The organism is Aminobacter sp. HY435 (genome assembly GCF_027568395.1).
In the GTDB taxonomy this organism is placed as follows: Bacteria; Pseudomonadota; Alphaproteobacteria; order Rhizobiales; family Rhizobiaceae; genus Aminobacter.
In genome coordinates, this window is sequence record NZ_JANKZL010000019.1 from 1 (window position 1) to 23,809 (window position 23,809).

Sequence of the window (23,809 nt, forward strand, 5' to 3'; positions counted from 1 at the left end):
CTTCTCCAAGTTGAAGTCCCAGCTCAGGGCACGCGCCATTCGAACCATCGACGGCCTTTGGCAGGCGATCGGCGACATCTGCACACTCTACCCGCCAACCGAATGCCAGAACTACTTCAAAGCCGCCGGATATGTCTGAATGTCCACCGCTCTAGGTCTTTGACCCTCGCCAAGCTTCAATACCCCCACCCCTAACCCCTCCCCACAAGGGGGAGGGGAACAATCCCGCGCACTGACTCTGCAGATATGACGAAATAGCGTCGACAGCGCAGGCGCTGCCAGTATCCCCCTCCCCCTTGAGGGGTGGGGGTGCTGTCGCCTCACCCTGGCCGCTTGAACGCCTTCCTCTCCGCCTCGATCTTGCTCCGGCACATGCAGCCTTCGATATGGTCGTTGACCAGGCCCATCGCCTGCATGAAGGCGTAGACGGTGGTCGGGCCGACAAAGCTCCATCCCCGCTGCTTCAGTTCCTTCGAAATGCGCGTCGAGGTCGGCGTGGTCGGGTTGGCGATCAGCGTCGGATAGTCGACGACCTTGGGCCGCTCATCTGGGCCGGGCTCGAACTTCCAGAACCAGGCGGCGAGCGAGCCGGCCTCGTCGACCAGTTCGCGGGCACGGCGGGCATTGTTGATGGTCGAGACGATCTTGCCACGATGCCGGACGATGCCGGGATTACCGAGCAGGCGCTCGATATCGGATTCGCCGTATTCGGCGACCTTGTCGAAGTCGAAACCGGAGAACGCTTCGCGGAAATTATCACGCTTGCGCAGGATGGTGAGCCACGACAGGCCGGACTGGAAGCCTTCGAGACAGATTTTCTCGAACAGCCTGGTGTCGTTGGCGACGGGCCGTCCCCATTCGTTGTCGTGATAGTGCAGATAGTCGGGCAGCCCGCCCGGCCAGAAGCAGCGCGTTTCGCCGTCGGCCCCTTGCAGCAGCCCGGTCTTTCTTGCGTCCATGTCAAATCCGTTCGTTAACAGCGAAATGCGGCGATTTACCCGTGCTTTACCAGACTCCTGAACCGGTCGGTAACCACACCGAAAGGTTTCCTGACAAACTCGCTTTTTAAGCAACCCGATTCACGTTTCGATTGGAACGTCCCGCCAAGATGCCGGGGGAATCGGAAGGCAGGCGCACGTCTGCCCGCCGTGGCGACGATCGAATTGAGAGTGCGTCCATGAAGAAGACCCTTGTTCTTTTGGCCTCGGCGGCCATGCTCGCCGAACTGGCTGCGCCCGCCTTTGCCTATGACCGCTATGCCGAGCGGCCACCGGTGGTGGTGAGCCCCGACCTCTCCGCGCCCTGGGTGCTGCAGCTTGGCCGCAATCCGGCCGAAGTCGCGCCGCGCCAGCAGCGCCGTCAAGCAATCCAGCCGAAGGCCCGGCAAGCCGCGCCAAGGGTCCAGCAGCGCAGCGTCCAGCGCCGCCAGCCCAAGCCGGCCCAGGTCGAGAACGTGGCCCTGCGCGCGCCCGAAAAGCGCTCGGTCAGGCCGCAGATGAATCCGATCTACCTGCCGCAGCAGGTTGCCTATGACGGCGGCGAAGCGCCGGGCACGATCATCATCGATACGACCGAGAACTTCCTTTACCTCGTCGGCACCGACGGCCAGGCGCGGCGTTACGGCGTCGGCACCGGCAAGCCCGGGTTCGAATGGTCGGGCACCCACAAGGTGACGTCGAAGCGCGAATGGCCGGACTGGCGTCCGCCTGCGGAGATGATCGCGCGTGAGCGCGCCAAGGGTCGCGTGCTGCCGGCGATGATGGCGGGCGGACCGGAAAACCCGCTCGGCGCGCGGGCGCTTTATCTCGGCTCGACGCTCTACCGCATTCACGGCACCAACCAGCCCTGGACCATCGGCGGCGCGGTTTCTTCGGGCTGCATCCGCATGCGCAACGAGGACGTGATGGACCTCTATGAGCGGGTGAACGTCGGCACCAAGGTCGTCGTCAGGTAATTGTCGGTTACGGGGGGCGGAACCTGGCCGACCGGCCCGGTTCCCCAGCAAAAGGGCAGCGCGACGGAAGATCGCGCTGCCCTTTTCGCTGTCAATTCGAGCACCGCAGGTAATATTTGTTCAATATCAGTGAAATTTGAACGGGCACACCCTTCCCTTTGGCAGCCAGTCGAAGTATCCAAACGAGCCCAGTCGCCGCTGAAGGAACGCCGAATGCCGCCGCACGATGACACCCGCTACCTCAAGGGCGGACCCGTCGCCGCCCGCATCATCGCCGATGTCCGCGCCGACGCCCAGCAGGCAACCGAAGAAGGCTTTCGCCCCAAGCTTGTATCGATCACCGTCGGCGACGTCGAAGCCGTCGACGTTTACGTGCGCAACCAGCGCGCCAAGGCCGAGCTTGCCGGGATCGACTTCGAGGAGCGGCGGTTTCCCGCCGAACTGACGGCAGGCGAACTCGAAGCCGCCATCCATGGCATGAACGCCGACCCGCGCATCACCGGCATCATCATCCAGCGCCCGGTGCCGCAGCACATCCCGATCAAGGCGATCCAGGCGGCGGTGCATCCGCTGAAGGACGTCGAGGGCATGCACCCGGCCTCGATCGGAAACATCGTCTACAACCAACTCGACCTCGCGCCCTGCACCGCGGCGGCCTCGGTGGAACTGCTGAAGGCGACCGGACTCGATCTCAAGGGCCTCGAGGTGGTGATCGTCGGCCACTCCGAAATCGTCGGCAAGCCGATCGCCTTCCTGCTGATGAGCGAGGGCGCGACCGTCACCGTCTGCCACCACATGACGCGGTCGGTGGCGGCGCACGCCCGCCGGGCCGACGCGCTGTTCGTCGCCGTCGGCAAGCCGCGCCTGATCAAGGCCGACATGGTGAAACCGGGGGCCGCGGTCATCGACATCGGCATCAACGCCGAGACGCTGCCCGACGGCACTCAGAAGATAGTCGGGGACGTCGACACCGATTCGGTCAAGGAAGTGGCGTCGTGGATCACGCCGGTTCCGGGCGGCGTCGGCCCGGTGACGGTGGCGATCCTGCTGCGCAACACGATGGTGGCGCTGAACCGCCAGCGGGCGCTCTACAAGCAGACCTTCGCGGCCAACGAAGCGGCGATGGCGGCCGAATAGCCGCTACAGCCGATAGGCGTCGCTGGTGATCTCGGACACGACCGGCTCGAGATCGCGCGGCGCTATTCCGCTTGTGACGACGATCGGCGTGCCATCAGGCACCCGCTCGTAGAGATCGATGACGTCCTGGTTGATCAGGCGCACGCAGCCCGACGACACCGACTTGCCGATGGACGCCCATTCGGGCGAGCCGTGCAGGCGGTAGAGCGTGTCCTTGCCATCCTGGAAAATATAGAGCGCACGCGCGCCAAGCGGGTTCTGGATGCCCGGCTGCATGCCGCCATCCCACTCGTTCTTGCCGGGGATCTGGCGCGCCCGGTACTTTTCCAGCTCGGGCTGACGGTCGATCATCTCGTTCGGCGGGAACCAGCGCGGCCAGGTCTGCTTCCATTCGATGACGCCGCGCCCGGCCCACTCGAAGCCGGCGCGGCCAAGGCCGACGCCGTAGCGGATGGCCTCGCCATTGTCGGCGACGACGTAGAGGAAATGATTTCCCGTATCGATGACAACGGTGCCCGGCGCCTCGCCGGTGGGATCGGTCACGACCTGGCGATAGTAGCGCGGGTCGATCTTCTTGAACGGCACGCCCGGGATGTCATAGCCGTTGTCGTTGACGGGCGCGTACATCATCTGCGGGTCGGCGAAGGACGGATCGTTGCGCATGGTCGGCGGCGGTGGCGCAGCCGGAAAGGCCTGCGCCGGTGCGGAGCGCTGGCTGCCGGTCGTCGAGCAGGCGGACAGCACAGCCGAAGCTGCTCCGGTCGCGGCCAGGGCAAGCAACCTGCGGCGGGTAAGGGTCGTCATCGAACGTTCCAGTGCACATCGTGGGCAAAAGCAAACGCGCGGCCCATTCGGAGGTTCCCTTTGCACGTTCGGTGACGGCCCGCAATCGGCGTCGCGATCAAGCTTCCGTCAGAGGCCGGCCGGCTTTTCCCCGCCATAGGCCCAGTCGAGCAGCTTCACAGTATGAACCACCGGCAGCTTCGCAGCGGAGGCGATCTGGGTGATGCAGCCGATGTTGCCGGTGGCGACGAGTGCTGCACCGGTGGCCTCGATGTTCTTGACCTTGCGGTCGCGCAGGCGAGCCGAAATTTCCGGCTGCATGATGTTGTAGGTGCCGGCCGAGCCACAGCACAGATGCCCCTCGCGCGGTTCCTTGACGACGAAGCCGGCACGCGTGAGCAAGTCCTTGGGCTGTCGGGTGATCTTCTGGCCGTGCTGCATCGAGCAGGCGGAATGATAAGCGACGGTCAGGCCCGGCTTGCGCTGGGGTTCGGGCAGATCCAGCGTCGCCAGGTACTCGGTGACGTCCTTGGCCAAGGCCGAAACCCGTGCCGCCTTTTCGGCATAGGCCGGGTCGAGCCGCAGCATGAAGCCGTAGTCCTTGATCGTGGTGCCGCAACCCGACGCGGTGATGACGATGGCGTCGAGCCCGCCGCGCTCGATCTCGCGTGTCCAGGCGTCGACATTCTGCCTTGCCGAGGCGAGCGCTGCCTCCTCGCGGCCCATGTGATGGACGAGTGCGCCGCAACAGCCCTCGCCTTTGGGCACCACGACCTCGATGCCGAGCCGGTTGAGCAGCGACACGGTCGCCTCGTTGATGCCGGGATCGAGCACCGGCTGGGCGCAGCCGGTGAGGATGGCAACGCGGCCCTTCCTGGCCACCTTCGGCGCGTGCACGCCCGGCTTTTCCAGCGGCGATGTCGCCGGCACGGAGGCAGGCGCAAGACAGAGCATGGAAGCGATGGGCTTGAGCGCCGCGACCTTGTCGAAGGCACCGGCAATGGGCCGGCCGAGCTTCGCCAGCCTGAGGGCGGCACGGAAGCGGCCGCGATGCGGCAGCACCATCGCCAACGCACCGCGCGTCAGCCGGTCCATCAGCGGCCGGCGATAGGTCTTCTCGATATGGACGCGGGCATGGTCGACAAGATGCATGTAGTTCACGCCCGACGGGCATGTGGTCATGCAGGCGAGGCAGGACAGGCAGCGGTCGATGTGGGTGACGATCTCCTTATCCGCCGGACGGCCGTTCTCCAGCATGTCCTTGATCAGATAGATGCGGCCACGCGGCGAATCCAGCTCGTTGCCGAGCGTCACATAGGTCGGGCATGTCGCCGTGCAGAAGCCGCAATGCACGCATTTGCGCAGGATCTTTTCCGACTCCGCGACATGCGGATCGGCGAGCTGGGCGGTGGTGAAATTCGTCTGCACGTCAGGCTTTGCCTAGGTATTTTTCGGCGAATGCCATGACATCTACGCCAGAGTTGGTCACCGACGTCGCACCTTCAGCCTTGAGTTGATCGGAGTGTTGAAGTCCGCGATGCCCTGCAAAGACCAAGATCGGCGTTTGGAGACCATGGGCACGAACTTTTCTTATGAGCTCCAACCCTGCCATTGGATGGTCTACCCCCAACTCTTTGCGACCGAGATCTGTAATAACAGCATCGAACTTTCTCGATCTAAGTAATTCCAACGCCTCTTGAGTTTCAATCGATAGCGTCACTTCAATACCGTCTTGTCTAAATTTTTCTATTATAAACACATTATTCGACGGGAAATCATCGACCCACAGCAAACTCTTCTTGTTTGACCCCGAAATAATCGTTGTGACAACATCATTGGGCTGCCCCACCGATTGAAGCCCTGCAACTTTCTCCTGGAGGTCCGCAACCTGAGCGCCAAGACTTTCCGCAGCCTGCATTACGGTCACCTCCATCCCCGCAATTTTTAGCGTCAGGTTCTCTCTCGTCAGAAGAGCCCTGATCACAGGCTGAAGCTTCACAAACACTGTCAGCGCTACAGCCGGCCAAGCTAGAGACGCGACTGCCTTCCAAAACTCTGGATTCGCCAGAAGATTAGCCAAAAGTCATCTCCACTCACTCAGATAAGCCAGCTTTCAGGATTCTTGATCGGCTCGCCGCGCCCCAATGCCTGCAGGCCCATGATGCAGCGCACGATGAACCAGACGGCGACGGCGAACATCAGGATGAAGCCGATAAAGACCATCATCAGCACGAAGGACACCAGCGCGTAGAGCAGGCCGATCCAGAAGGTGCGGATGAGCCAGGTGTAGTGGCTCTCGACGAAGCCGCCTGCCTTGCCGCGGTTCATGTAGGCCAGGACGATACCGACGATGCCGCTGATGCCGATGACCAGCCCGGCGAGATAGAGAACATAGATGACCTGGGCGTTGGTCGGGCCTGGATCCAGCCAGCGGTCGGTCTGGCGCGGCGTGAAGTTCGGCGGTGTTTCGCTCATGATGCGGCTCCCTCTGTTGCACGCGCCAAGGTAGCAGAGTCGGGCGCATGCACCATCCGGCCGGGATTGAGGATACTCTTGGGGTCGAATTCGGCCTTGAGGCGGGCCGAAAGAGCTGCCAGCGCCGCTGGCTGCGGCTCGAAGACAGGCACGGAAGCGCGCCATGCGGGCGTCGCTCGAACCAGCGTGGCATGGCCGCCGCCAAATTGCCGGATCAGGCTGCGCAAAAGTTCCGCTTCCGGCTCGCCTTCCATGCGCAGCCAGACGAGGCCACCCTGCCAGTCGTAGAAGGCGTCGCACGCCGCCTGCATGCGCAGGGCAAGTACCATGTGGTGGGCGTTGGCTGGCGGCATCGAAACGCGCCACACCGGCTTGTGGCTGCCGTCGGCAAATGGCCTGACATCGCGCACATCGCGCCAGAGCGCACGCGAGGCGTCCTCGACGACCGCCTCGATTGCGCCGGCATTGCCGAGCATGCGCCTGAGCTGGCCAAGGCGGTATTCGACGGAGGGGCCGAAACCCTCGACGCGCAGCAGCGTCGCCGGATCGCCGCCAAGCTTGCCGTCGAGCACGCGCGCCGCCATGCGTTCCGGCAGATGCGCTGCCGACGACACTTCGGCGCTGGAGCCCATGGCGACCGACATCGCGGCAGTGGCGTTGTCGTCGAGCAGGCCGCGGATGATCAGCGTGGTTTCGGTCTCGGCCGCCGGCAGCACCTTGAAGGTGACGTCGGTCGCCACCGCCAGCGTGCCCCAGGAGCCAGCCATGGCCTTGGACAGGTCGTAGCCGGTGACGTTCTTGACCACGCGCCCGCCCGACTTGAAGGCCTCGCCGCGCCCCGACACGGCGTGGATGCCAAGGATGTGGTCGCGGGCGGCTCCCGCCTTGAGCCGGCGTGGCCCCGCCAGATTGGCCGCCAGCACACCGCCGATGGTGCCGCGCCCGGGCGCCTCGCCAAGCAGCGGGCCGTAGTCCATCGGCTCGAAATCGAAGCGCTGGCCGTTGTCGGCGAGCAGTTTTTCGATCTCCGCCAGTGGCGTGCCCGCCCTGGCCGACAGCACCAGTTCGGCCGGCTCGTAGAGCGTGACGCCCGTCAACTTCGACAAGTCAAGCGTGTGCGCGGCCTGCTGCGGCCGGCCAATGGCACGCTTGGAGCCATGGCCGAGGACTTCGAGCGGCGCAACTTCGGCGGTCGCCCATTGGACAGCGGTGAGGACGTCGGCTGGTGTGGTGGGGGTGAAGGTGGTCATGACCTGGCAAACCTTGGGTTCCTCGCCCCCGCAAAGCGGGGGAGAGGTGCCGAGCGCAGCGAGGCGGAGAGGGGGAACCCGATCATTCGCGCTCCTTCCCGCGTTGCTGTGCCGGCGCAAAGACGAATTTCATGTCGGACGCGTCGACCTGCTCGGCCAACCGACCGTCGAGTGCCGCGAGGATCGTTTCGCAGACAGCGCCGACATTCTTCAGCGTATCCGCACTCCAGAACCGCAGGACCGAGTAACCGTTCGCGTGCATGAATTCGTCGCGCCTTGCGTCATGGCTGCTACCGGCATGCTGGCTGCCGTCGAGTTCTATGACCAACCTGGCCTGGCGACAGACAAAGTCGGCATAGTATGGGCCAAGCGGGACCTGGCGGCTGAACTTGTATCCACCGAGCTTCTTGGCCTTCAGTTCGTTCCAGAGCGCGGCTTCGGCGATGTTGTCGCCGTGGCGCAGCTCACGAGCCCTAGCGATGTGGCGTGGCGAGCGGCGGGTTGGGGTGGAGGAAGCCCCCCTCTCCGTCTCGGGCTTGGCCCGAGCCACCTCTCCCCCGCTTTGCGGGGGCGAGGAACCCAAGTCCTGCTGACGGCCCATCACAACCGATGCTCCCGCAGCTTTTCGAGCGCCGCAGCACCGCGCGGGGAGAGACGGTAGCCGATGTCGAGGCTCTCGGTCAGGCCGAGTTCCTTGAGCTTGCGCACGTCCTGCTTGAATTTCAGCTTCTCGACACCGAGGCGCTCGGCAAGTGTTGCCGCTGCCACCTCAGGATGCTGGCCGATCAGACGCAGGATCGACGGGAAGTAGCCCGGTGCAGTGCTATCCCACTTGGCGAAGCGGGCAGCGAGCGCGTGCCAGTCGGCATCGCTGAGATCCGTCACGTCGCGCAGCGCCAGCCTGTCGTCGGCCTCGATGCCGTCGAAAGCAATGCGATAGAGGGTGCGATCACCGCCCGCGCGCAGGTCGTCGATCAACGCCGCACTGTCGGCGTAGCCGGCGGCGCGGGCATCGTCGTCGGAGACGGCGGCTTCATCGACAGGCTCGACCGCACGAATGCGGACCACGCCGATGGCTGTACGCAGCCCGGTGCCCGCCTTCACCGTCGGCCGCCGCCAGCGGCGGAAGGCGAGCACAATGTCGCCGCGCCTGATGCCTTCGAGGGTCGCCCGCTTCAACAGCATCAGAACCTCGGGATATCGGGAAAGGCCAACTGCCCCCGATGGACATGCATGCGGCCGAGCTCGGCGCAGCGGCGCAGTTGCGGGAACACCTTGCCGGGGTTGAGCAGGTGGTTGGGATCGAAGGCGCATTTGACCCGCATCTGCTGGTCGAGGTCGATGTCGTTGAACATCTCCGGCATCAGGTCGCGCTTTTCGACGCCGACGCCGTGCTCGCCAGTGAGCACGCCGCCGACCTTGACGCAAAGGCGCAGGATGTCGGCGCCGAAGGCCTCGGCCTTTTCGAGCTCACCGGGCTTGTTGGCATCGTAGAGTATCAGCGGGTGCAAATTGCCGTCGCCAGCGTGGAAGACATTGGCGACACCGAGGCCGTATTGCTCCGACAGCTCGCGCATGCCGGCGAGCACGCGCGGCAGTTCCTTGCGCGGGATGGTGCCGTCCATGCAGTAATAGTCGGGCGAAATGCGGCCGACGGCGGGGAATGCCGCCTTGCGCCCGGCCCAGAAGGTCAGTCGCTCCTGCTCGGATTGCGAGACGCGGCAGGTGGTGGCGCCGTTGCGATTGGCGATCGCCTCGATCAGGCCGATCAGGTGGTCGACCTCGACGCCGGGACCATCAAGCTCGACGATCAGCAGGGCCTCGCATTCCAAGGGGTAGCCGGCATGGACGAAATCCTCGGCGGCGTGGATCGCCGGCCGGTCCATCATCTCCATGCCGCCGGGAATGATGCCGGCGCCGATGATGTCGGCGACACATTGGCCGCCCTGCTCGCTGGTCGGGAAGCCGATCAGCAGCGCGCGTGCCGTCTCCGGCTTCTTGAGGATGCGAACGGTGACCTCGGTGACGACGCCGAGCAGCCCTTCCGACCCGGTCATAACACCGAGCAGGTCGTAGCCCTCGGCATCGAGATGCTTGCCGCCCAGGCGCACAACCTCGCCATTCATCAGCACCATTTCGATGCCGAGCACGTTGTTGGCAGTCAGCCCGTATTTCAGGCAGTGCACGCCGCCCGAGTTCTCGGCGACATTGCCGCCGATCGAACAGGCGATCTGCGACGACGGATCGGGCGCATAGTAGAAGCCGTCAAGTTCCACTGATGTGGTGATGCCGAGATTGGTGACACCCGGCTGGGCAGTGACTGTGCGGTTGGGATAATCGATCTCGATAATGCGGTTGAAGCGGCTCATCACCAGAAGCACCGCATCCTCCAGCGGCAGCGCGCCGCCCGACAACGAAGTGCCCGAACCGCGCGGCACGACGCGGATGTTGCGGTCGTTGCAGTATTTGAGCAGGCGCGACACCTGGGCGACCGTTTCGGGCAGCACCACCACCAGCGGCAATTGCCGATAGGCGGTCAGGCCGTCGCTTTCGAAGGCCCGCATCTCGTTCATGGTGTCGACCACGCCCTCGCCCGGCACGATGATGCGCATGTCGGCGACGATTTCTGCGCGGCGGGCAAGCGTCGCCGCATCGGGCTTGGGCATCAATATGCCGGACATCGGTCACCTAGGATCGCCAACTGGTAAAAACCTTTTACCAATTGGCGGCGGCGGATGCAAATTGGAAGAAAGGCGATTGCCGGAACGCAAGCGCGCGCGGCACTTGCAGCGTCAATCTGCCGCTGGCGCGGGCCACATAAGACATCATCATGCGGAACGCCTCCTGCGACCGCGTACAACTTCTGCCAGCGGAAGAAAAACAGCTACTCCCCGGCGAACGCCTTGGGTTCGCTGTGGGCGCGGCGAACGCGGCGGACGCCCCACCAGACAAGCAATATGGCAAGCGGCACCGACGCCGCGGTGACGATTTCCGGCGCGAAGGCATGATCGACAGCCGACGCACCCTTGGCAACGTAGCCGACGAGGCCGACGACATAATAGGAAACGGCGGCAACCGAGAGGCCCTCGACCGTCTGCTGCAGGCGCAGTTGCAGCCGGGCGCGGTTGTTCATCGAAGCCAGCAGGTCGCGGTTCTGCTTCTCGACCTCGACGTCGACCCAGGTGCGCAGCAGCGTGGTGGCGCGTGTCAGCTTGCGCGACAGGTTGGCCTGGCGCTCCTCGACCGAGCGGCACGTGCGCATGGCGGGCGCAACGCGACGCTTGAGGAAACCGGCCCAGGTGTCGTAGCCCGGCACAACCTCCTCCTCCAGCGCCTCAAGGCGCTCGCGGACGATGCCGTCATAGGCCTTGCTGGCGCCGAAGCGGTAGAGGCTGGAGGCTGCGTCCGCCTCGAGTTCAGCAGCCAGTTCGGTAAGGTCGGCAAGCAGCGCCTGGCTGTCGCGCGTCTCGATCGCCTTCATTTCGCGTGTCGCCTGGGCGAGGCGGTCCTCGATGCGGCGGACGCGGCTGGACAGAGACAGCGCCATCGGCAGGCCGAGCATGGCCAGCGTGCGGTAGGTCTCGATGTCGATGAGGCGCTGCGACAGCGCACCGGTCCGCGCCGGAGTCAGGCCACGGTCGAGGATCAGGATGCGGGTCATGCCGTCGCCATCCTGGCGGAAGTCGGTGACAATGCCGGCCGCACCGCCCTCGACCAGCGAATAGCAGAGGCTGGTGGGGTCGAAAGTCGCTATCAGCTTTTCGTTGGCCGGCGTCCACTTGCGGATCTCCAGCCGGATGCCCGAAATGACCGTGCCGGGCGGGCTGAAGCCGTTGCCGAAGGGCGACCCTTCCTGCGAACGGTCGCTCTCGCCCAGTGGTCCTTCCCACAGATAGGTGGAGAATTCGGTGTGGCGTTCCCAGCTCAACGAGCCCTGCCCCCACTTCATGGCGTGGTGACGGGCATGGCGATCGGGTGCGGCGATACCGAGCCGGCGCGACAGCTCCGAAAGTACCGCGTGATCGACGCCCGAACCGCCCTCGGTCATGAAGGACAGCTGAACCAGCACGCGCGGGCTCTCGACAAGCGGATGCGGCCGGGCATGAACCTCGCCAAGCGCGCTCGGACGCCCGTCATGGGCGGGAAAACCCATGACGCTGCCGGTGGCGCGCGGCAGGAACTCCAGGGATGACGGCTCGACTGTCACGTGCGGCTCCTCGATGCCATGACCCTCCTGCCTCTAGGTAAGTTTGCAGGAACAGGCAAACGCCAACTTTAGCGACGCCTGACACTGTGCCCCAGGACTGCTCGGACGCGATACCGCCGGAGTGGATATATAATTTGACCAGTCGGGTCCTGCCCTCCTATCCTTGCGGGCAGGGCAGAGGTTCCGGACAGCACACTTGAGCGACATATTTTCCAGGATCGAGCATTCACGCACGGCCGACGAGGTGGTGCAGCAGATGGAGAGCCTGATCCTTGAAGGCGTGCTGCGCGTCGGCGACCGGCTGCCCGGCGAGCGCGAGCTGGCGAAGCAGTTCGACGTGTCGCGGCCGATCCTGCGCGATGCGCTGAAGACGCTCGAGGCGCGCGGGTTGATGGTGACGCGCCACGGCGGCGGCACCCACGTGGCGGACGTGATCGGCGAGGTGTTCTCCAAGCCGGTGATGGAACTGATCGTCAACCACCGCAAGGCGGCTGCCGACTATCTCGAATACCGCCGCGAGATCGAGGGGCTGGCAGCCGAATATGCGGCCAGACGGGCGACCAGCGAGGACCTGGCGCTGCTCAGCCGGATCATGGCGCGCATGGAGGCTGCGCATCAGCGCGCCGATTTCCGTGAAGAGGCCGAGATCGACGTCGAATTCCACCATGCGGTGGGCGAATGCGCCCACAACATCATCCTGCTGCACACGCTGCGCTCCTGCTACAAGCTCCTGGCCGACGGCGTCTTCCAGAACCGGCTGGTGGTTTTTGCCCTGCCCGCCGCGCGCGAGGCGCTGCTGGCGCAGCACAAGGCCATCCATCGCGCGGTGGCGGCTGGCGATCCGCCTGCCGCGCGGCAGGCGGCGATGGACCACATCACCTATCTTGAACGCGCCATGGCCGAGGCCGAGCGCAGCAGCGACTGGCAGCGCATCTCGCGCCTGAGGCTGAAGCAGCGGCTGGATGCGGGCGACGTGGATCAGCGCTAGCCGCAGGAAACGTCCATGACCTCGTCAGACGCCCCTCATACGCCAAAAGGCGTCCATTTTCTGGATGCAAAGGGGCCTGCAGGCATCCGTATCTATGCGATCGGTGACATTCACGGTCACCTCGACCTGCTTGAGGCCATGCACGAGCTGATCGGCGACGAGCTCGGCCGAGACGAACCGGCCGACTGGCGGATCATCCATCTCGGCGACTATGTCGACCGGGGGGCGGACTCCAATGGGGTGATCGAGTTTCTCCGTGCCGCAAATGCCAGGGACAGCAGAAATATCGTGCTGACCGGAAATCACGACGTCGGCTTTCTCGATTTCCTGGCCTATCCCGACCCGGCTGGCCTCTTCGCGCGCAATGGCGGCCCAGAAACGGCGCGATCATACGGAGTAGAGCTTCGCATGAACGATCCTGTCTCGCTTGGCGAAAGCCATGCGGAGTTGGTGCAGGCGGTCCCTGAAAAGCACCTGCGTTTCCTGCGCAGCCTGCCCTACTCGGAATCCTTCGGCGATTTCTTCTTCTGTCATGCCGGCATCAGGCCGGAGGTGCCGCTCGACCAGCAGGACCCGCGAGACCTGATCTGGATTCGCGGCGAATTCCTCAACTATCCGGAACTGCATCCGAAAGTCGTCGTGCATGGGCACACGCCGCAGGCGGAAGCCGAAGTGATGGCCAACCGTGTCAATGTCGACACCGGCGTCTACTATTCGGGCGCGCTGACCGCGCTCGTCATCGACGGCGCGGACAAGCGATTGATATCAGTGGAAGCTGGGGCTAGCGGGCGGCGGTGACGCCGTAGCCGTCGACGACATGATGGTCGGCTGCGGCATCGGCCGCATAGATCCCGAAGCCGCCGAGCACGATTGCCGACAGCATGGCGAAGGACAGGAGCGCTGCTTTCAAGGGAGTCATCTCAGGTTGAGCTTCCTGCAATCTGCACGAACGGAGTTACGAATAAGTTTCCGAAAACATTGAGCGATGCCACCGATGCGCGGCGTCAAGGCCGTGCTTCTAGGATCGTTCTGTATCGGGCTTGTGTCGCACGAGCCTTTGAAATGGTTCATTCGCGATACCTTCGCCGGCTGGCGCGAGGCTGTCCTTAGAAGGGCATTGGGACACAATCCAGACGGCGCGAAACCGTCCACAGCGGATTTTTTGCGCCGTGCCAAAAATGTCACGAAATGGGGTTCCGGGCGGTCAGTTGCGTGGGCCTGACCGCCTTCGGCAGATCAGATGATTGCAACCCAGGCGCGAGCCAGCGCCTGACCGACGGCATCGGCCTCGGGGCCGTGGCGCTCGGCCTCGGCGTCGTGGCGCGCGGGCCAATCGGGCTGGTTCGTGGCGAGCACGTCGGCAAAGGCCTCGTTCCATTCGCGAACCAGCTTGCGGTCGGCCTCGAAGTGGAACTGCGTGCCGTAGGCAGCGCGGCCGATGCGGAACGCCTGGTTGCCGGTGACGCCACTGCCGGCGAGGCGGATCGCGCCTTCGGGCATGGTGAAAGTGTCGTCGTGCCACTGGAAGATGGAGAAGCGATCCGGCAATTCGGCAAAAACGGGATCGTCGAGCGCATCCTCGGTCAGCGAGACGGTGTGCCAGCCGAACTCGGTGGCGCCGCCGATGCGGTTCTGACCGCCGAAGGCGCGCGCAAGAAGCTGGCTGCCCAGACAGATGCCAAGCACCGCCTTGTCACGATCGACGAAATCGCGGATCAGCGCCAGCAACTCGGGGAAGTAGGGCGAATGGCCGTCGTCGAGCGCATTCTGGCCGCCACCCAGCATCACGATAGCGTCATGGTTGCTTGCATTTGCCGGGAGCGCATCGCCAAGATGGGCGTTGCACATATCGAGCTCGGCGCCGACCTCGGCAAGCGCCTCGCCAACCTGGCCGAGACCGGTGCTTTCATAGTTCTGGACGACGAGGACGCGCATCTCGGCCTTTCCGGCAGGCGGTGACAAAGTTGCGGCGAGCCCTATCATGGCGCCTGCCAAGCAGCCAACAAGGATCGGCTATGCCACTGCAGAACCGGGTCGACCCCTTCGGCGAAATCCATGCCACGCCCGAGCGCGGACTGTTCACCGGCAATCGCGGCATCATCCACGATCCCGACGCAAAGACGCTGCTCACCAAGCGCTGGGCGACCAAGGCGTGGATCACCTGCGCGCTCAGATTCAGGGACGTGCGCCGCGCGCCGATGGGGCGCAACCGGCCGGGCGGCAAGACGGGCTGGACGGAGCTGTTCTTCCTCGACGAGGTGACGGCGCTCGGTGCCGGCCACCGCCCTTGCTTCTATTGCCGGCGGACGAGCGCCCGGGCTTTCGCATCGGCCTATGGCCATGCTTTTGGCGCACACGATCCGAAGGTCGGCGAGATCGACGGCCGGCTGCACCGGGAACGGCTGGCCTCCGGCGGCCAACCCTTGGAACTCGACCGCCACGGCCTGCGCCTTTTGCCCGACGGCGCGATGTTTTCCGACGGCGCGTCCGACTATGCCATACGCGGCGGCAAGGCGCTGCGCTGGAGTTTCGGGGGCTACGACGCGATTTCCGGGTTCGACGAACTGCCCGACCAGGAAATGTGCATCATCACGCCGGCGACGACGCTTGCTGTGCTGGCCGGGGGCTACCGGCCGGAATGGCATCCAAGCGCGGACCAGCTTGTGGCGAAGGGATAGCGACGCCGCGGAGGCCCCTTGACCGCCGCCGCCGCCTGCCGCATTTCTCGGCCATGCGCGCAAACTACAAGATGCAACGGCTGTTCGTGCCCAACGACCTCGCTCCCGGCACGGCCTTCGACGCCGATCCGCAGCAGAGCCACTATCTCGCCCACGTGCTGCGCCTCGCCGAGGGCGCCGAGGTTCTGGTCTTCAATGGCCGCCACGGCGAGTGGACGGCGAAGATCGCCGGCCGGACGAAAAGAACGGTGCGGCTCGAGGTGCTGGAACTGCAGCGGCCGCAGCCGGAGCACCCGGACCTCGTCTACTGCTTTGCGCCGCTGAAGGTCGGCCGGCTCGACTATCTGGTGCAGAAGGCGGTCGAAATGGGCGCGGGCACGCTCGTGCCGGTCATGACCCAGCACACCCAAATGAAGCCTGGCATCGACCGCCTGCGCGCCAACGCCGTGGAAGCAGCCGAGCAATGCGGCATCCTGGCCATTCCCGAGGTGACCGAGGCCGTCAAGCTGGAGCAACTGCTCGCTGGCTGGGACAAGGAGCGGCGGCTGATCTTCTGCGACGAGGACGCCTCGACCAACAATCCGATGGCTGCACTTCAGGGCATAAAGGAACGCAAGCTTGCGCTCTTGGTGGGGCCGGAAGGCGGCTTCTCCGACGACGAGCGCCTCATGCTGCGCGCCCTGCCCTTTGTCACCGCCATACCGCTCGGTCCGCGCATCCTACGCGCCGACACGGCGGCGGTGGCGGCACTCACCGTCATACAGGCCAGCATCGGCGACTGGTGATCAGCCGATCACCTTGCCCGGCCACGGATTGATGCCGTCGCCAAGCCACAGCAGCGTGTCGAGCCAGAAGTCCGGCGCATGGCGACTGTGGAACAGGCCGAAATGGCCGATCTCCTGCCGGTCGAAATCCTCTGGCGAAAGCAGCACCTGTGTCGCGTTCGAACCGGCGTAGTAGCCAAGTGCACGGCCGATAGCCTCTGGCGTGCCGAGTTGATCGTCGGTGACACCGACAGCGAGAATGGGCGCCGACACAGCGGCAAGGCGGCGCAGCACATCGCCCCGCTCAGTCTCCGGATGGCTCAACTCCATGCGCGCACGTCTGAAGCTCCACTCATTGGCCACGCCTGCCGGAAGATCCTCGAGCCAGCCGAGCCGCCGGCCGGGAAAGTAGCCGCATAGGGCAGTGAGCGCCGGCATGGCGACATGCCATTTGAGAAACAGCCGCAGGCGCCGCCCTGCAACATAGTCGCGCCACCAGGCGTATTGGGCGCCGACGGTCAGCATGCGCGCGATGCCGGGCGCGGACTCGGCCAGGCCGGGCAGGAAGCCGCCAATACTGTGTCCCACGACCATCACCGGCGCGCCGGGATCGAGGCGCATGGCGAGATGCAGCACGGCTTCGAAGTCGCGCTCGCCCCAGTCGCGCCAGCGATAGCCGCAATCGCGCAGGCTCGCCGGCCGGGACGCGCCGATACCGCGATAATCGTAGGTGAGGACGTCGAAGCCATGCCCGGCGAGGAAGGCGGCATAACGGTGGTAGTAGCGCGCCAGCACACCCGTGGCCGGGTTGACGATGACGGTGCCAGCCTTTTCGCCCCGTGCATGCGGCCAGATGTGGCCGCGCAGGGCTACGCCATCGCCGCAGGTAATCTCGACCGCCCCGGGCTCGCCCACTGAAACCGAAATCGACATGAGGTCCTCGCTTTGATCGAGGCAAGAGCTAGCGAAATTCTGTCTTTCACTACACTCACTAGTCGGTATACTTCGGGCATGAAAACGCCCGAAAAACCAACCCGCGAGCGCATCGTCGAGGCAGCCTCCAAGCTGTTCTACGGCGAAGGCATCCGGGCCGTTAGCGTCGACGCGGTGGCTGAGAAGGCGGGGCTCACCAAGCGCACGCTCTACTATCACTTCCAGAGCAAGGACGAACTGATAGCGGCCTATCTCGATGGCCGCGACCAGCCAAACCTGCAGCTGTTCCAGCGCTGGTTCAGAGATGCCGACGGCGAAGTGTACGACAAGGTACGGGCAATCTTTGCCAATCTCGCCACGGCGGCGCGGCAGCCAAAATGGAAAGGCTGCGGCTTTCTGCGCACTGCTGCCGAACTTGCCGACATGCCGGGACACCCGGCGGTCAAGGCCGGCATCGCCCACAAGCAGCGGGTCGAAGCGTGGTTGCGCAAGGAATTCTTCGAGGCCGGCGCGGCGGACGCGAAAAGCCTCGCACGCCAGGTCGTGCTGCTGCTCGACGGCGGCTTTGCCGTGGTGCTGCTCAATCGCGATCCGAGCTACATGGAAAGCGCCGGCGACGCGGCGACGACGCTGGTCCGCGCGGCCCTTCCCATGCGATAGTCAAGGCAAGGATTGGCCAGCTCACCCGGGCGTTGCGAAATCATTCAATATCTATTGACGAAGGCTCAGGATTTTTCGCTTGATCGGCGAGCGCCGGATCGTCCATCAAGCGCCACCGATCTTCCGCCCCAGGAGAAGTTTTTATGGCGCGCGACACCACCGATTTCCAGCCCATCGAGGGCATGGACGAACTCGTCGGCTACCTGGCTGCCGGCAACAAGCCGCGCGACAAATGGCGGATCGGCACCGAACACGAGAAATTCCCCTTTTATGTCGACGGTAATGCGCCCGTGCCCTACGGCACCGACCGCGGCATCCGCGCGCTGCTCGAAGGCATGCAGAAGACGCTGGGCTGGGATCCGATCATCGACGCAGGCCGCATCATCGGCCTGGTCGAGCCGACCGGCCAGGGTGCCATCTCGCTTGAGCCCGGCGGCCAGTTCGAACTGTCCGGTGCGCCGGTCGAGACCATCCACCAGACCTGTCGCGAGGGCAACGCGCATCTGGCGCAGCTGCGCGAGATCGCCGAACCGCTCGGCATCCGCTTCCTCGGCCTGGGCGGCAGCCCGAAATGGACTCTGGCCGAGACCCCGCGCATGCCCAAGTCGCGCTACGACATCATGACCGCCTACATGCCGAAGGTCGGCAGCAAGGGCCTCGACATGATGTACCGCACCTGCACGATCCAGGTGAATCTCGACTTCGAGAGCGAAGCCGACATGCGTCGCAAGATGCAGGTGTCGCTCAAGCTGCAGCCGCTGTCGACGGCGCTGTTCGCCAATTCGCCCTTCACCGATGGCAAGCCCAACGGCATGCAGAGCTGGCGCGGTGACATCTGGCGCGACACCGACAACCAGCGCTCCGGCCTGCTCGACTTCTGCTTCTCGCCCGAATTCGGCTTTGCCGACTATGCCGAGTGGGCGCTCGACGTGCCGATGTACTTCGTCATCCGCGACGGCCGCTACCACGACATGACGCACATGACCTTCCGCCAGTTCATGGCGGGCGCGGCACGCAACGAGATTACGGACGGCATGCCGACGATGGGCGACTGGGCCAATCACCTGTCGACGCTGTTCCCGGACGTCCGGCTCAAGCGCTTCCTCGAAATGCGCGGCGCCGACGGCGGCCCGTGGCGGCGCATCTGCGCCCTGCCCGCCTTCTGGGTCGGCCTGCTCTACGACGCGGCGACGCTGGATGCGGTCGAGGCCTTCACTCGCGACTGGAGCTACGAGGAAGTGCTGGCCATGCGCAATGCCGTGCCCGAACAGGGCATCTCGGCGCCGTTCCGCAACACCACGCTGCGCGAGATCGGCCGCGAGGTGCTGGCGCTGTCGCGGCAGGGCCTGGTCAACCGCGGCAACAAGAACCGCGACGGCTTCGACGAAGCAGGCTTCCTCAACACGCTGGATGAGGTTGTCGCGCGCGGCACGACCAGCGCGGAGGAAATGCTCAACGCCTACAACACGCGCTGGGGCGGGTCGATCGAGCCGGTTTTCCTGGAATACGCCTACTGAGCCGCAAGCGGCGAAAGCCACTTCATTCCACCCCTGAAACGCTCTACGCTTCCTCCTGGAGATAGTCCCAGGAGGAAGACATGGTGCCCTTGTTCGAGATGTTGGCCAATGCCCAGAACGGCAACGGCATGGACGCGCTGTCGCGCCAGTTCGGGCTGAACCAACAGCAGACCCAGGCGGCGCTCGAGGCGCTGATGCCAGCCTTCAGCCAGGGGCTGAAGCGCAACGCCTCCGACCCCCATGGCGTCGGCTCCTTCCTCCAGGCGATGGCGAGCGGCCAGCACGCCAAGTATTTCGACGACGCGTCCCGCGCTTTCTCGCCCCAGGGCGTCGATGAGGGCAACGGCATCCTCGGCCACCTGTTCGGCTCGAAGGACCTGTCGCGGGCAGTGGCGGCGCAGGCCGCGCAGGCCACCGGCGTCGGCCAGAACGTGCTGCAGCAGATGCTTCCGGTGATCGCTTCGATGATCATGGGCGGCCTGTTCAAGCAATCGACCGGCCAGATGCAGGCAGCCAGCGGCATGGGTGGCAACAACCCGCTCGGCGAGATCATCGAGCAGATGATGCGGCAGGGCGGAGCGATGATGGGCGGCGGCCAGCAGCCGCAGCGGCAGGCCCCGCAGCAGACCCAGGCGCCCGACCCGCTCGACAATCCCTTCGGGCAGATCCTCAAGGACATGTTCGGCGGTGGCCAGGCGCAGCAGCCGACGCCACGGCAACCACAGCCCCAGGCGCAAAGCCCCTATGGCGACAACCCGCTGGGCAAGATCTTCGAGGAGATGCTCGGCGGCGGTCGTGTCCAGCCGGGCCAGCAGCCGCAGGCGCGCCAGCCGCAACCGCAGGCAAATCCGAGCGGCCGGCCGCGCAATCCCTATGACGACCTGTTCGGCAAGATGTTCGAGACCGGCAGCCAGCAGCGTGACGACTACCAGAAGGGCGTCGAGTCGATCTTCGACCAGTTTTCGCGCGGGATGGATAGGTACAGGTGAGGAAATAGGGAAATAGGGAATGATGAAAGGCGGATGCTGCGGCGCCGTCTACAAGCTACTCGCTATTCCCTATTTCTCCATGAAAAAGCCCGGTCCTTGGGAGGACCGGGCAACGTGCAGGCAAGGCCGGCGGGGACCGGCTGGGAGTGGGGAGCCTGCAAAACTCTGGGTGCGTCAGGCGACGCGGCGGGCCAATGCCTCGACATTTTCGGAACGCGATTGGCGAATCGAGCGGAGCCTGACAGTCGGGTCGCTGGCGAAGGGCAGATCGACCGCCACATACAGGTCGCCGCGGGTGAGTCCGACATCGGCAAGTTCTGTGTCGGTCATTTCGCCGAGACGATAGAAGGCGCGGCGATTTTTCCAGGCGCGGAAGACGTCGGCGGCATAGGTGACGATACGCATCGCATTCACCGGCCGAGCCGCGGAATGCGTCGTCGCAGTGCAATGGTCAAGCGCGGTCATGGTCTCTCTCCTGTCGCGGGACAAACGGGTCCCATCCGGTCGGCGCTCCTTTCGCCGCCCCGGTTCCGATACACATGCCTCATGTGGACGATCACAGATTGCTCTCGATGGATTGATTAATCCAACGAATGTTTCTAATCTTTATCATCAAAGTTCATGATGGAAACGACGATGGCCGCTCCTCTCGACCTTGACCAATTGCAGACCTTCATCTCCATCGTCGACACGGGCAGCTTCACGCGTGCCGCAGACGAGGTCCATCGCACCCAATCGGCCGTGTCGATGCAGATGCGCCGCCTCGAAGACCGCATTGGCAAGGCGCTGTTCGAAAAGGACGGACGCACCAACAAGCTGACCGAGGAAGGCGAGCGCCTGTTGTCCTACGCGCGCCGGATGCTGCATCTCAACCGCGAGACGCTTGCCGCCTTCGACGACCGCGCGCTCGAAGGCACCATCCGCATCGGCGTTCCCGACGACTACGCGGATCGGTTCCTGCCCGAGATCATGGCACGCTTTTCGCGCTCAAATCCGCGTGTCGAGCTTTCCGTAGTGTGCGAGCCGACCGTCAACCTGACGGATCAGATCAGGCGCGGCAATCTCGACATCGCGCTGGTGACGCAATGCGAGGACACCAAGCCGACCGAAATCGTCCGCAACGAACCGCTGCTCTGGGTCTCCTCGGCCAGCCATATGGTGCACGAAGAAGAGATGCTACCGATGGCGTTTGGGCGACCCAATTGCCAATGGCGCCGCACAGCGTGCGAAATGCTCGACGCCAGCGGCCGCAAGTACCGCATCCTGTTCACCAGTTGGTCGGCGACGGTCATCACCGCGGCGGTGCTTTCCGGGCTCGCCGTTTCGGTGCTGCCGGAATGCGCGCTCAGGCCTGGCATGCGGGTGCTTGGCGAGGCAGACGGCTTCGGCGCCCTGCCCGACTGCAAGATCGGCATCTTGCGCGGCCATTCGAGCCGGCCGGAGATCATCGACGCGCTGGCCCGCCATATCAGCGAAAGCCTGGACAACATTTCCGTGCCCGTGCCGGAAGAAAGCAGCACGTTCGACTTCACCACGATGATGTCGACGCGCGGCCGGCGGCTCAAGCCGAACCCAATCTTGCCGGGATGGTAGGCGGCAGTTGAGCCGTCGCGCTTGACGAGGGGGGCTGCCAAGCCCTCAATCGCACCATGAACGAACTTGCAGCCGAATCACGCACAAACGCGGCCGAGTACACCGTCAGTGAAATCTCCGGCGCGCTGAAGCGCACGGTCGAAGACACTTTCGGCAATGTGCGGGTGCGCGGCGAAATTTCCGGCTATCGCGGTCCGCATTCGTCGGGCCATGCCTATTTCTCGCTGAAGGACGACCGTTCGCGTATCGAGGCCGTGGTGTGGAAGGGCACCATGAGCCGGCTGAAATTCCGCCCCGAAGAAGGCATGGAGGTCATCGCCTCGGGCAAGCTGACAACCTATCCGGGGTCGTCGAAATACCAGATCGTCATCGACAATCTCGAACCGGCAGGTGCCGGCGCGCTGATGGCGCTGCTCGAGGAGCGCAAGCGTCGTCTGGCGGCCGAGGGCCTGTTCGACGAGCGCCGCAAGCAGCTCTTGCCGTTCATGCCGATGGTGATCGGCGTCGTCACCTCGCCGACCGGTGCTGTCATCCGCGACATCATTCATCGCATCAAGGACCGCTTTCCCCTCCATGTCCTGGTCTGGCCGGTGCGCGTGCAGGGCGAGACGTCGGGCGCCGAAGTGGCGGTCGCCGTCAACGGCTTCAACGAATTGCCAGAGGAAGGCGGCTTCCGGCGGCCCGACCTTCTGATCGTGGCGCGCGGCGGCGGCAGCCTCGAAGACCTCTGGGGCTTCAACGACGAGGCGCTGATCCGCGCTGTCGCTGCCTCGCACATCCCCGTCATCTCGGCCGTCGGCCACGAGACCGACTGGACGCTGGTCGACCTTGCCGCCGACATGCGCGCCCCGACGCCAACAGGCGCGGCCGAGCTCGCCGTACCGGTGAAGGCAGAACTCGAGGCAACGCTTGCCAATCTCGGCGCACGGTTGCGCGGGGCGATTTCACGCATGCTCGACAGGCGCAGCCAGGCCGTGCGTGCCGCGGCCCGCGCCCTGCCGACCCCGGATCAATTGCTGGCCCTGCCCCGCCGCCGCTTCGACGAAGCCACCAGCCGGCTCGGACGCGCACTGACGGTTTCCACCGAGCGCAAGCGTGCCAGGCTGTCGGCGGTGCGGCTGTCGCCGGCGACGCTGTCGCGCCGGATCGGCGAAACGCGGCGGCATCTCGACCGCGATATGCTGCGCGCCGATGCGGCCTTGCGGGCGATGGTGCGCGAGAAACGCATTCGCTTCGACCGGACCCAGGGACGGCTGTCGCCGGAGCCGCTTGCCCGGCGCCAGGATACCGTCCGGCAACAGCTGGTGGGGCTGGAGCGGCGGGCAACACAGGCCGTCGGGCTTCGCCTGGAACGTGCCCGCTCGAAGCTGTCGCAGGCCGACAGGCTGATGGCGACACTGTCGCACAAGGCGGTGCTGGCGCGCGGCTTCGCGCTCGTGCGCGATGCCGAGGGCGGCGTTATCAAGCGCGCGGCGGAAGTGGCTGCCGGGACCGCCCTGTCGATCGAATTTGCCGATGGCGTTGCCAACGCAATGGCGACCAGCGGCGACGCCAAGCCAAAGCCGGCGAGCAAGACTGCTCCGCGCGCGAAAGAGCCCGGCAACCAGGGTAGCCTGTTTTAGGGGCTGTTCGATCCGGCCAAGCTGGCAAATCAGAGCGCCGTGCGTCCGAATGGACGCACAAAGGACGCTCTAACTTACTGAGTTGGCGCATCGTGCTTTCCGAAAATCGGGTCCGATTTTCGGGCCGATGCGCTAGAGCGGCGAGCGTTCTGATTGAATCGAATGGGATTCCTGAGAACTGGATTTCGTGATTCACTTCGGTTGGAGGTGATTTGCGATGACCCGTTCCTATTCGCTTGATCTTCGTGAGCGTGTTGCG

Annotated in this window: 25 protein-coding genes; 11 read left to right on the forward strand and 14 right to left on the reverse strand. The window is 64.7% G+C overall.

Annotated features, from left to right (window positions below; all coding sequences use genetic code 11):
* Positions 1–320 precede the first annotated feature (320 nt).
* Positions 321–959: a DNA-3-methyladenine glycosylase I gene (locus PCJ21_RS21715; RefSeq protein ID WP_269933513.1), complete on the reverse strand. Its 639-nt coding sequence runs from the start codon at positions 957–959 to the stop codon at positions 321–323.
* 218 nt (positions 960–1,177) lie between these two features.
* Here PCJ21_RS21715 and PCJ21_RS21720 point away from each other — a divergent pair, with 218 nt between their 5' ends.
* Together PCJ21_RS21720 and PCJ21_RS21725 are read left to right on the forward strand one after the other, a co-directional pair.
* On the forward strand, positions 1,178–1,954 hold the full coding sequence (locus tag PCJ21_RS21720) for a L,D-transpeptidase family protein (protein WP_269933514.1): 777 nt from the start codon (positions 1,178–1,180) through the stop codon (positions 1,952–1,954).
* A gap of 213 nt (positions 1,955–2,167) precedes the next feature.
* Positions 2,168–3,091 carry a bifunctional 5,10-methylenetetrahydrofolate dehydrogenase/5,10-methenyltetrahydrofolate cyclohydrolase gene (locus PCJ21_RS21725; protein ID WP_269933515.1) on the forward strand — a complete coding sequence of 308 codons (924 nt, stop codon included), beginning with the start codon at positions 2,168–2,170 and terminating at the stop codon, positions 3,089–3,091.
* A gap of 3 nt (positions 3,092–3,094) precedes the next feature.
* Here the strand turns inward: PCJ21_RS21725 and PCJ21_RS21730 are convergent, their stop codons facing one another.
* The 9 genes from PCJ21_RS21730 to PCJ21_RS21770 form a co-directional block, all read right to left on the reverse strand.
* Positions 3,095–3,895 (reverse strand): L,D-transpeptidase, encoded by an 801-nt coding sequence (locus tag PCJ21_RS21730; protein ID WP_269933516.1) that lies wholly within the window; start codon positions 3,893–3,895, stop codon positions 3,095–3,097.
* A 108-nt stretch (positions 3,896–4,003) separates the two neighbouring features.
* On the reverse strand, positions 4,004–5,302 hold the full coding sequence (gene glcF, locus PCJ21_RS21735; protein WP_269933517.1) for a glycolate oxidase subunit GlcF: 1,299 nt from the start codon (positions 5,300–5,302) through the stop codon (positions 4,004–4,006).
* Position 5,303: 1 nt separating this feature from the next.
* Positions 5,304–5,954 (reverse strand): response regulator, encoded by a 651-nt coding sequence (locus PCJ21_RS21740; RefSeq protein ID WP_269933518.1) that lies wholly within the window; start codon positions 5,952–5,954, stop codon positions 5,304–5,306.
* A gap of 17 nt (positions 5,955–5,971) precedes the next feature.
* Positions 5,972–6,349 carry a DUF4870 family protein gene (locus PCJ21_RS21745; RefSeq protein ID WP_269933519.1) on the reverse strand — a complete coding sequence of 126 codons (378 nt, stop codon included), beginning with the start codon at positions 6,347–6,349 and terminating at the stop codon, positions 5,972–5,974.
* The gene (locus PCJ21_RS21750) at positions 6,346–7,599 is read right to left on the reverse strand and encodes an FAD-binding protein (RefSeq protein WP_269933520.1); all 1,254 of its coding nucleotides are present in this window, start codon (positions 7,597–7,599) and stop codon (positions 6,346–6,348) included. Before PCJ21_RS21750 ends, PCJ21_RS21745 begins: the two co-directional genes overlap by 4 nt.
* 82 nt (positions 7,600–7,681) lie before the next feature.
* Entirely contained in the window at positions 7,682–8,200 is a 519-nt protein-coding gene (locus PCJ21_RS21755) for an endonuclease domain-containing protein (protein ID WP_269933521.1), read from the reverse strand.
* On the reverse strand, positions 8,200–8,784 hold the full coding sequence (locus tag PCJ21_RS21760) for an ASCH domain-containing protein (RefSeq protein WP_269933522.1): 585 nt from the start codon (positions 8,782–8,784) through the stop codon (positions 8,200–8,202). The genes PCJ21_RS21755 and PCJ21_RS21760 overlap by 1 nt, the downstream gene beginning before the upstream one ends.
* A complete protein-coding gene (locus PCJ21_RS21765) occupies positions 8,784–10,280 on the reverse strand; it encodes an FAD-linked oxidase C-terminal domain-containing protein (RefSeq protein ID WP_269933523.1) in 1,497 nt (498 codons plus the stop codon). The genes PCJ21_RS21760 and PCJ21_RS21765 overlap by 1 nt, the downstream gene beginning before the upstream one ends.
* Positions 10,281–10,483: 203 nt before the next feature.
* On the reverse strand, positions 10,484–11,752 hold the full coding sequence (locus PCJ21_RS21770; protein ID WP_442866058.1) for a DUF3422 family protein: 1,269 nt from the start codon (positions 11,750–11,752) through the stop codon (positions 10,484–10,486).
* 250 nt (positions 11,753–12,002) lie between these two features.
* On the opposite strand from PCJ21_RS21770, the gene PCJ21_RS21775 reads away from it, so the two are divergent.
* Both PCJ21_RS21775 and PCJ21_RS21780 read left to right on the forward strand, forming a co-directional pair.
* Entirely contained in the window at positions 12,003–12,794 is a 792-nt protein-coding gene (locus PCJ21_RS21775) for an FCD domain-containing protein (RefSeq protein WP_269933525.1), read from the forward strand.
* 15 nt (positions 12,795–12,809) lie between these two features.
* On the forward strand, positions 12,810–13,592 hold the full coding sequence (locus PCJ21_RS21780; protein WP_269933526.1) for a metallophosphoesterase family protein: 783 nt from the start codon (positions 12,810–12,812) through the stop codon (positions 13,590–13,592).
* On the opposite strand, the gene PCJ21_RS21785 is transcribed toward PCJ21_RS21780, so the two are convergent.
* Complete coding sequence (locus tag PCJ21_RS21785) at positions 13,576–13,713, reverse strand: hypothetical protein (RefSeq protein WP_269933527.1); 138 nt, start codon at positions 13,711–13,713, stop codon at positions 13,576–13,578. The genes PCJ21_RS21780 and PCJ21_RS21785 overlap by 17 nt on opposite strands.
* A 317-nt stretch (positions 13,714–14,030) precedes the next feature.
* Complete coding sequence (locus PCJ21_RS21790) at positions 14,031–14,729, reverse strand: type 1 glutamine amidotransferase (protein WP_269933528.1); 699 nt, start codon at positions 14,727–14,729, stop codon at positions 14,031–14,033.
* Positions 14,730–14,809: 80 nt separating this feature from the next.
* On the opposite strand from PCJ21_RS21790, the gene PCJ21_RS21795 reads away from it, so the two are divergent.
* Both PCJ21_RS21795 and PCJ21_RS21800 read left to right on the forward strand, forming a co-directional pair.
* Positions 14,810–15,472, forward strand: a complete 663-nt coding sequence (locus tag PCJ21_RS21795; RefSeq protein WP_269933529.1) for a hypothetical protein — start codon at positions 14,810–14,812, stop codon at positions 15,470–15,472.
* Between the two features lie 53 nt (positions 15,473–15,525).
* A complete protein-coding gene (locus PCJ21_RS21800) occupies positions 15,526–16,257 on the forward strand; it encodes a 16S rRNA (uracil(1498)-N(3))-methyltransferase (RefSeq protein WP_269933530.1) in 732 nt (243 codons plus the stop codon).
* On the opposite strand, the gene PCJ21_RS21805 is transcribed toward PCJ21_RS21800, so the two are convergent.
* Positions 16,258–17,169, reverse strand: coding sequence for an alpha/beta hydrolase family protein (locus PCJ21_RS21805; protein ID WP_269933531.1), 912 nt, complete (start codon positions 17,167–17,169; stop codon positions 16,258–16,260).
* 78 nt (positions 17,170–17,247) lie between these two features.
* Here PCJ21_RS21805 and PCJ21_RS21810 point away from each other — a divergent pair, with 78 nt between their 5' ends.
* From PCJ21_RS21810 to PCJ21_RS21820, 3 genes are all read left to right on the forward strand, one after another.
* Positions 17,248–17,829 (forward strand): TetR/AcrR family transcriptional regulator, encoded by a 582-nt coding sequence (locus PCJ21_RS21810; RefSeq protein WP_269933532.1) that lies wholly within the window; start codon positions 17,248–17,250, stop codon positions 17,827–17,829.
* A 143-nt stretch (positions 17,830–17,972) separates the two neighbouring features.
* Positions 17,973–19,346, forward strand: coding sequence for a glutamate--cysteine ligase (locus PCJ21_RS21815; protein WP_269933533.1), 1,374 nt, complete (start codon positions 17,973–17,975; stop codon positions 19,344–19,346).
* Between the two features lie 80 nt (positions 19,347–19,426).
* Complete coding sequence (locus PCJ21_RS21820; RefSeq protein WP_269933534.1) at positions 19,427–20,335, forward strand: DUF937 domain-containing protein; 909 nt, start codon at positions 19,427–19,429, stop codon at positions 20,333–20,335.
* Positions 20,336–20,509: 174 nt separating this feature from the next.
* Here PCJ21_RS21820 and PCJ21_RS21825 read toward each other — a convergent pair whose 3' ends face one another.
* The gene (locus tag PCJ21_RS21825) at positions 20,510–20,800 is read right to left on the reverse strand and encodes a DUF1127 domain-containing protein (protein WP_269933535.1); all 291 of its coding nucleotides are present in this window, start codon (positions 20,798–20,800) and stop codon (positions 20,510–20,512) included.
* Positions 20,801–20,971: 171 nt separating this feature from the next.
* Between PCJ21_RS21825 and PCJ21_RS21830 the strand changes: the two genes are divergently transcribed.
* A complete protein-coding gene (locus tag PCJ21_RS21830) occupies positions 20,972–21,928 on the forward strand; it encodes a LysR substrate-binding domain-containing protein (RefSeq protein WP_269933536.1) in 957 nt (318 codons plus the stop codon).
* Between the two features lie 56 nt (positions 21,929–21,984).
* Positions 21,985–23,550 carry an exodeoxyribonuclease VII large subunit gene (gene xseA / locus PCJ21_RS21835; protein WP_269933537.1) on the forward strand — a complete coding sequence of 522 codons (1,566 nt, stop codon included), beginning with the start codon at positions 21,985–21,987 and terminating at the stop codon, positions 23,548–23,550.
* Positions 23,551–23,809 lie beyond the last annotated feature (259 nt).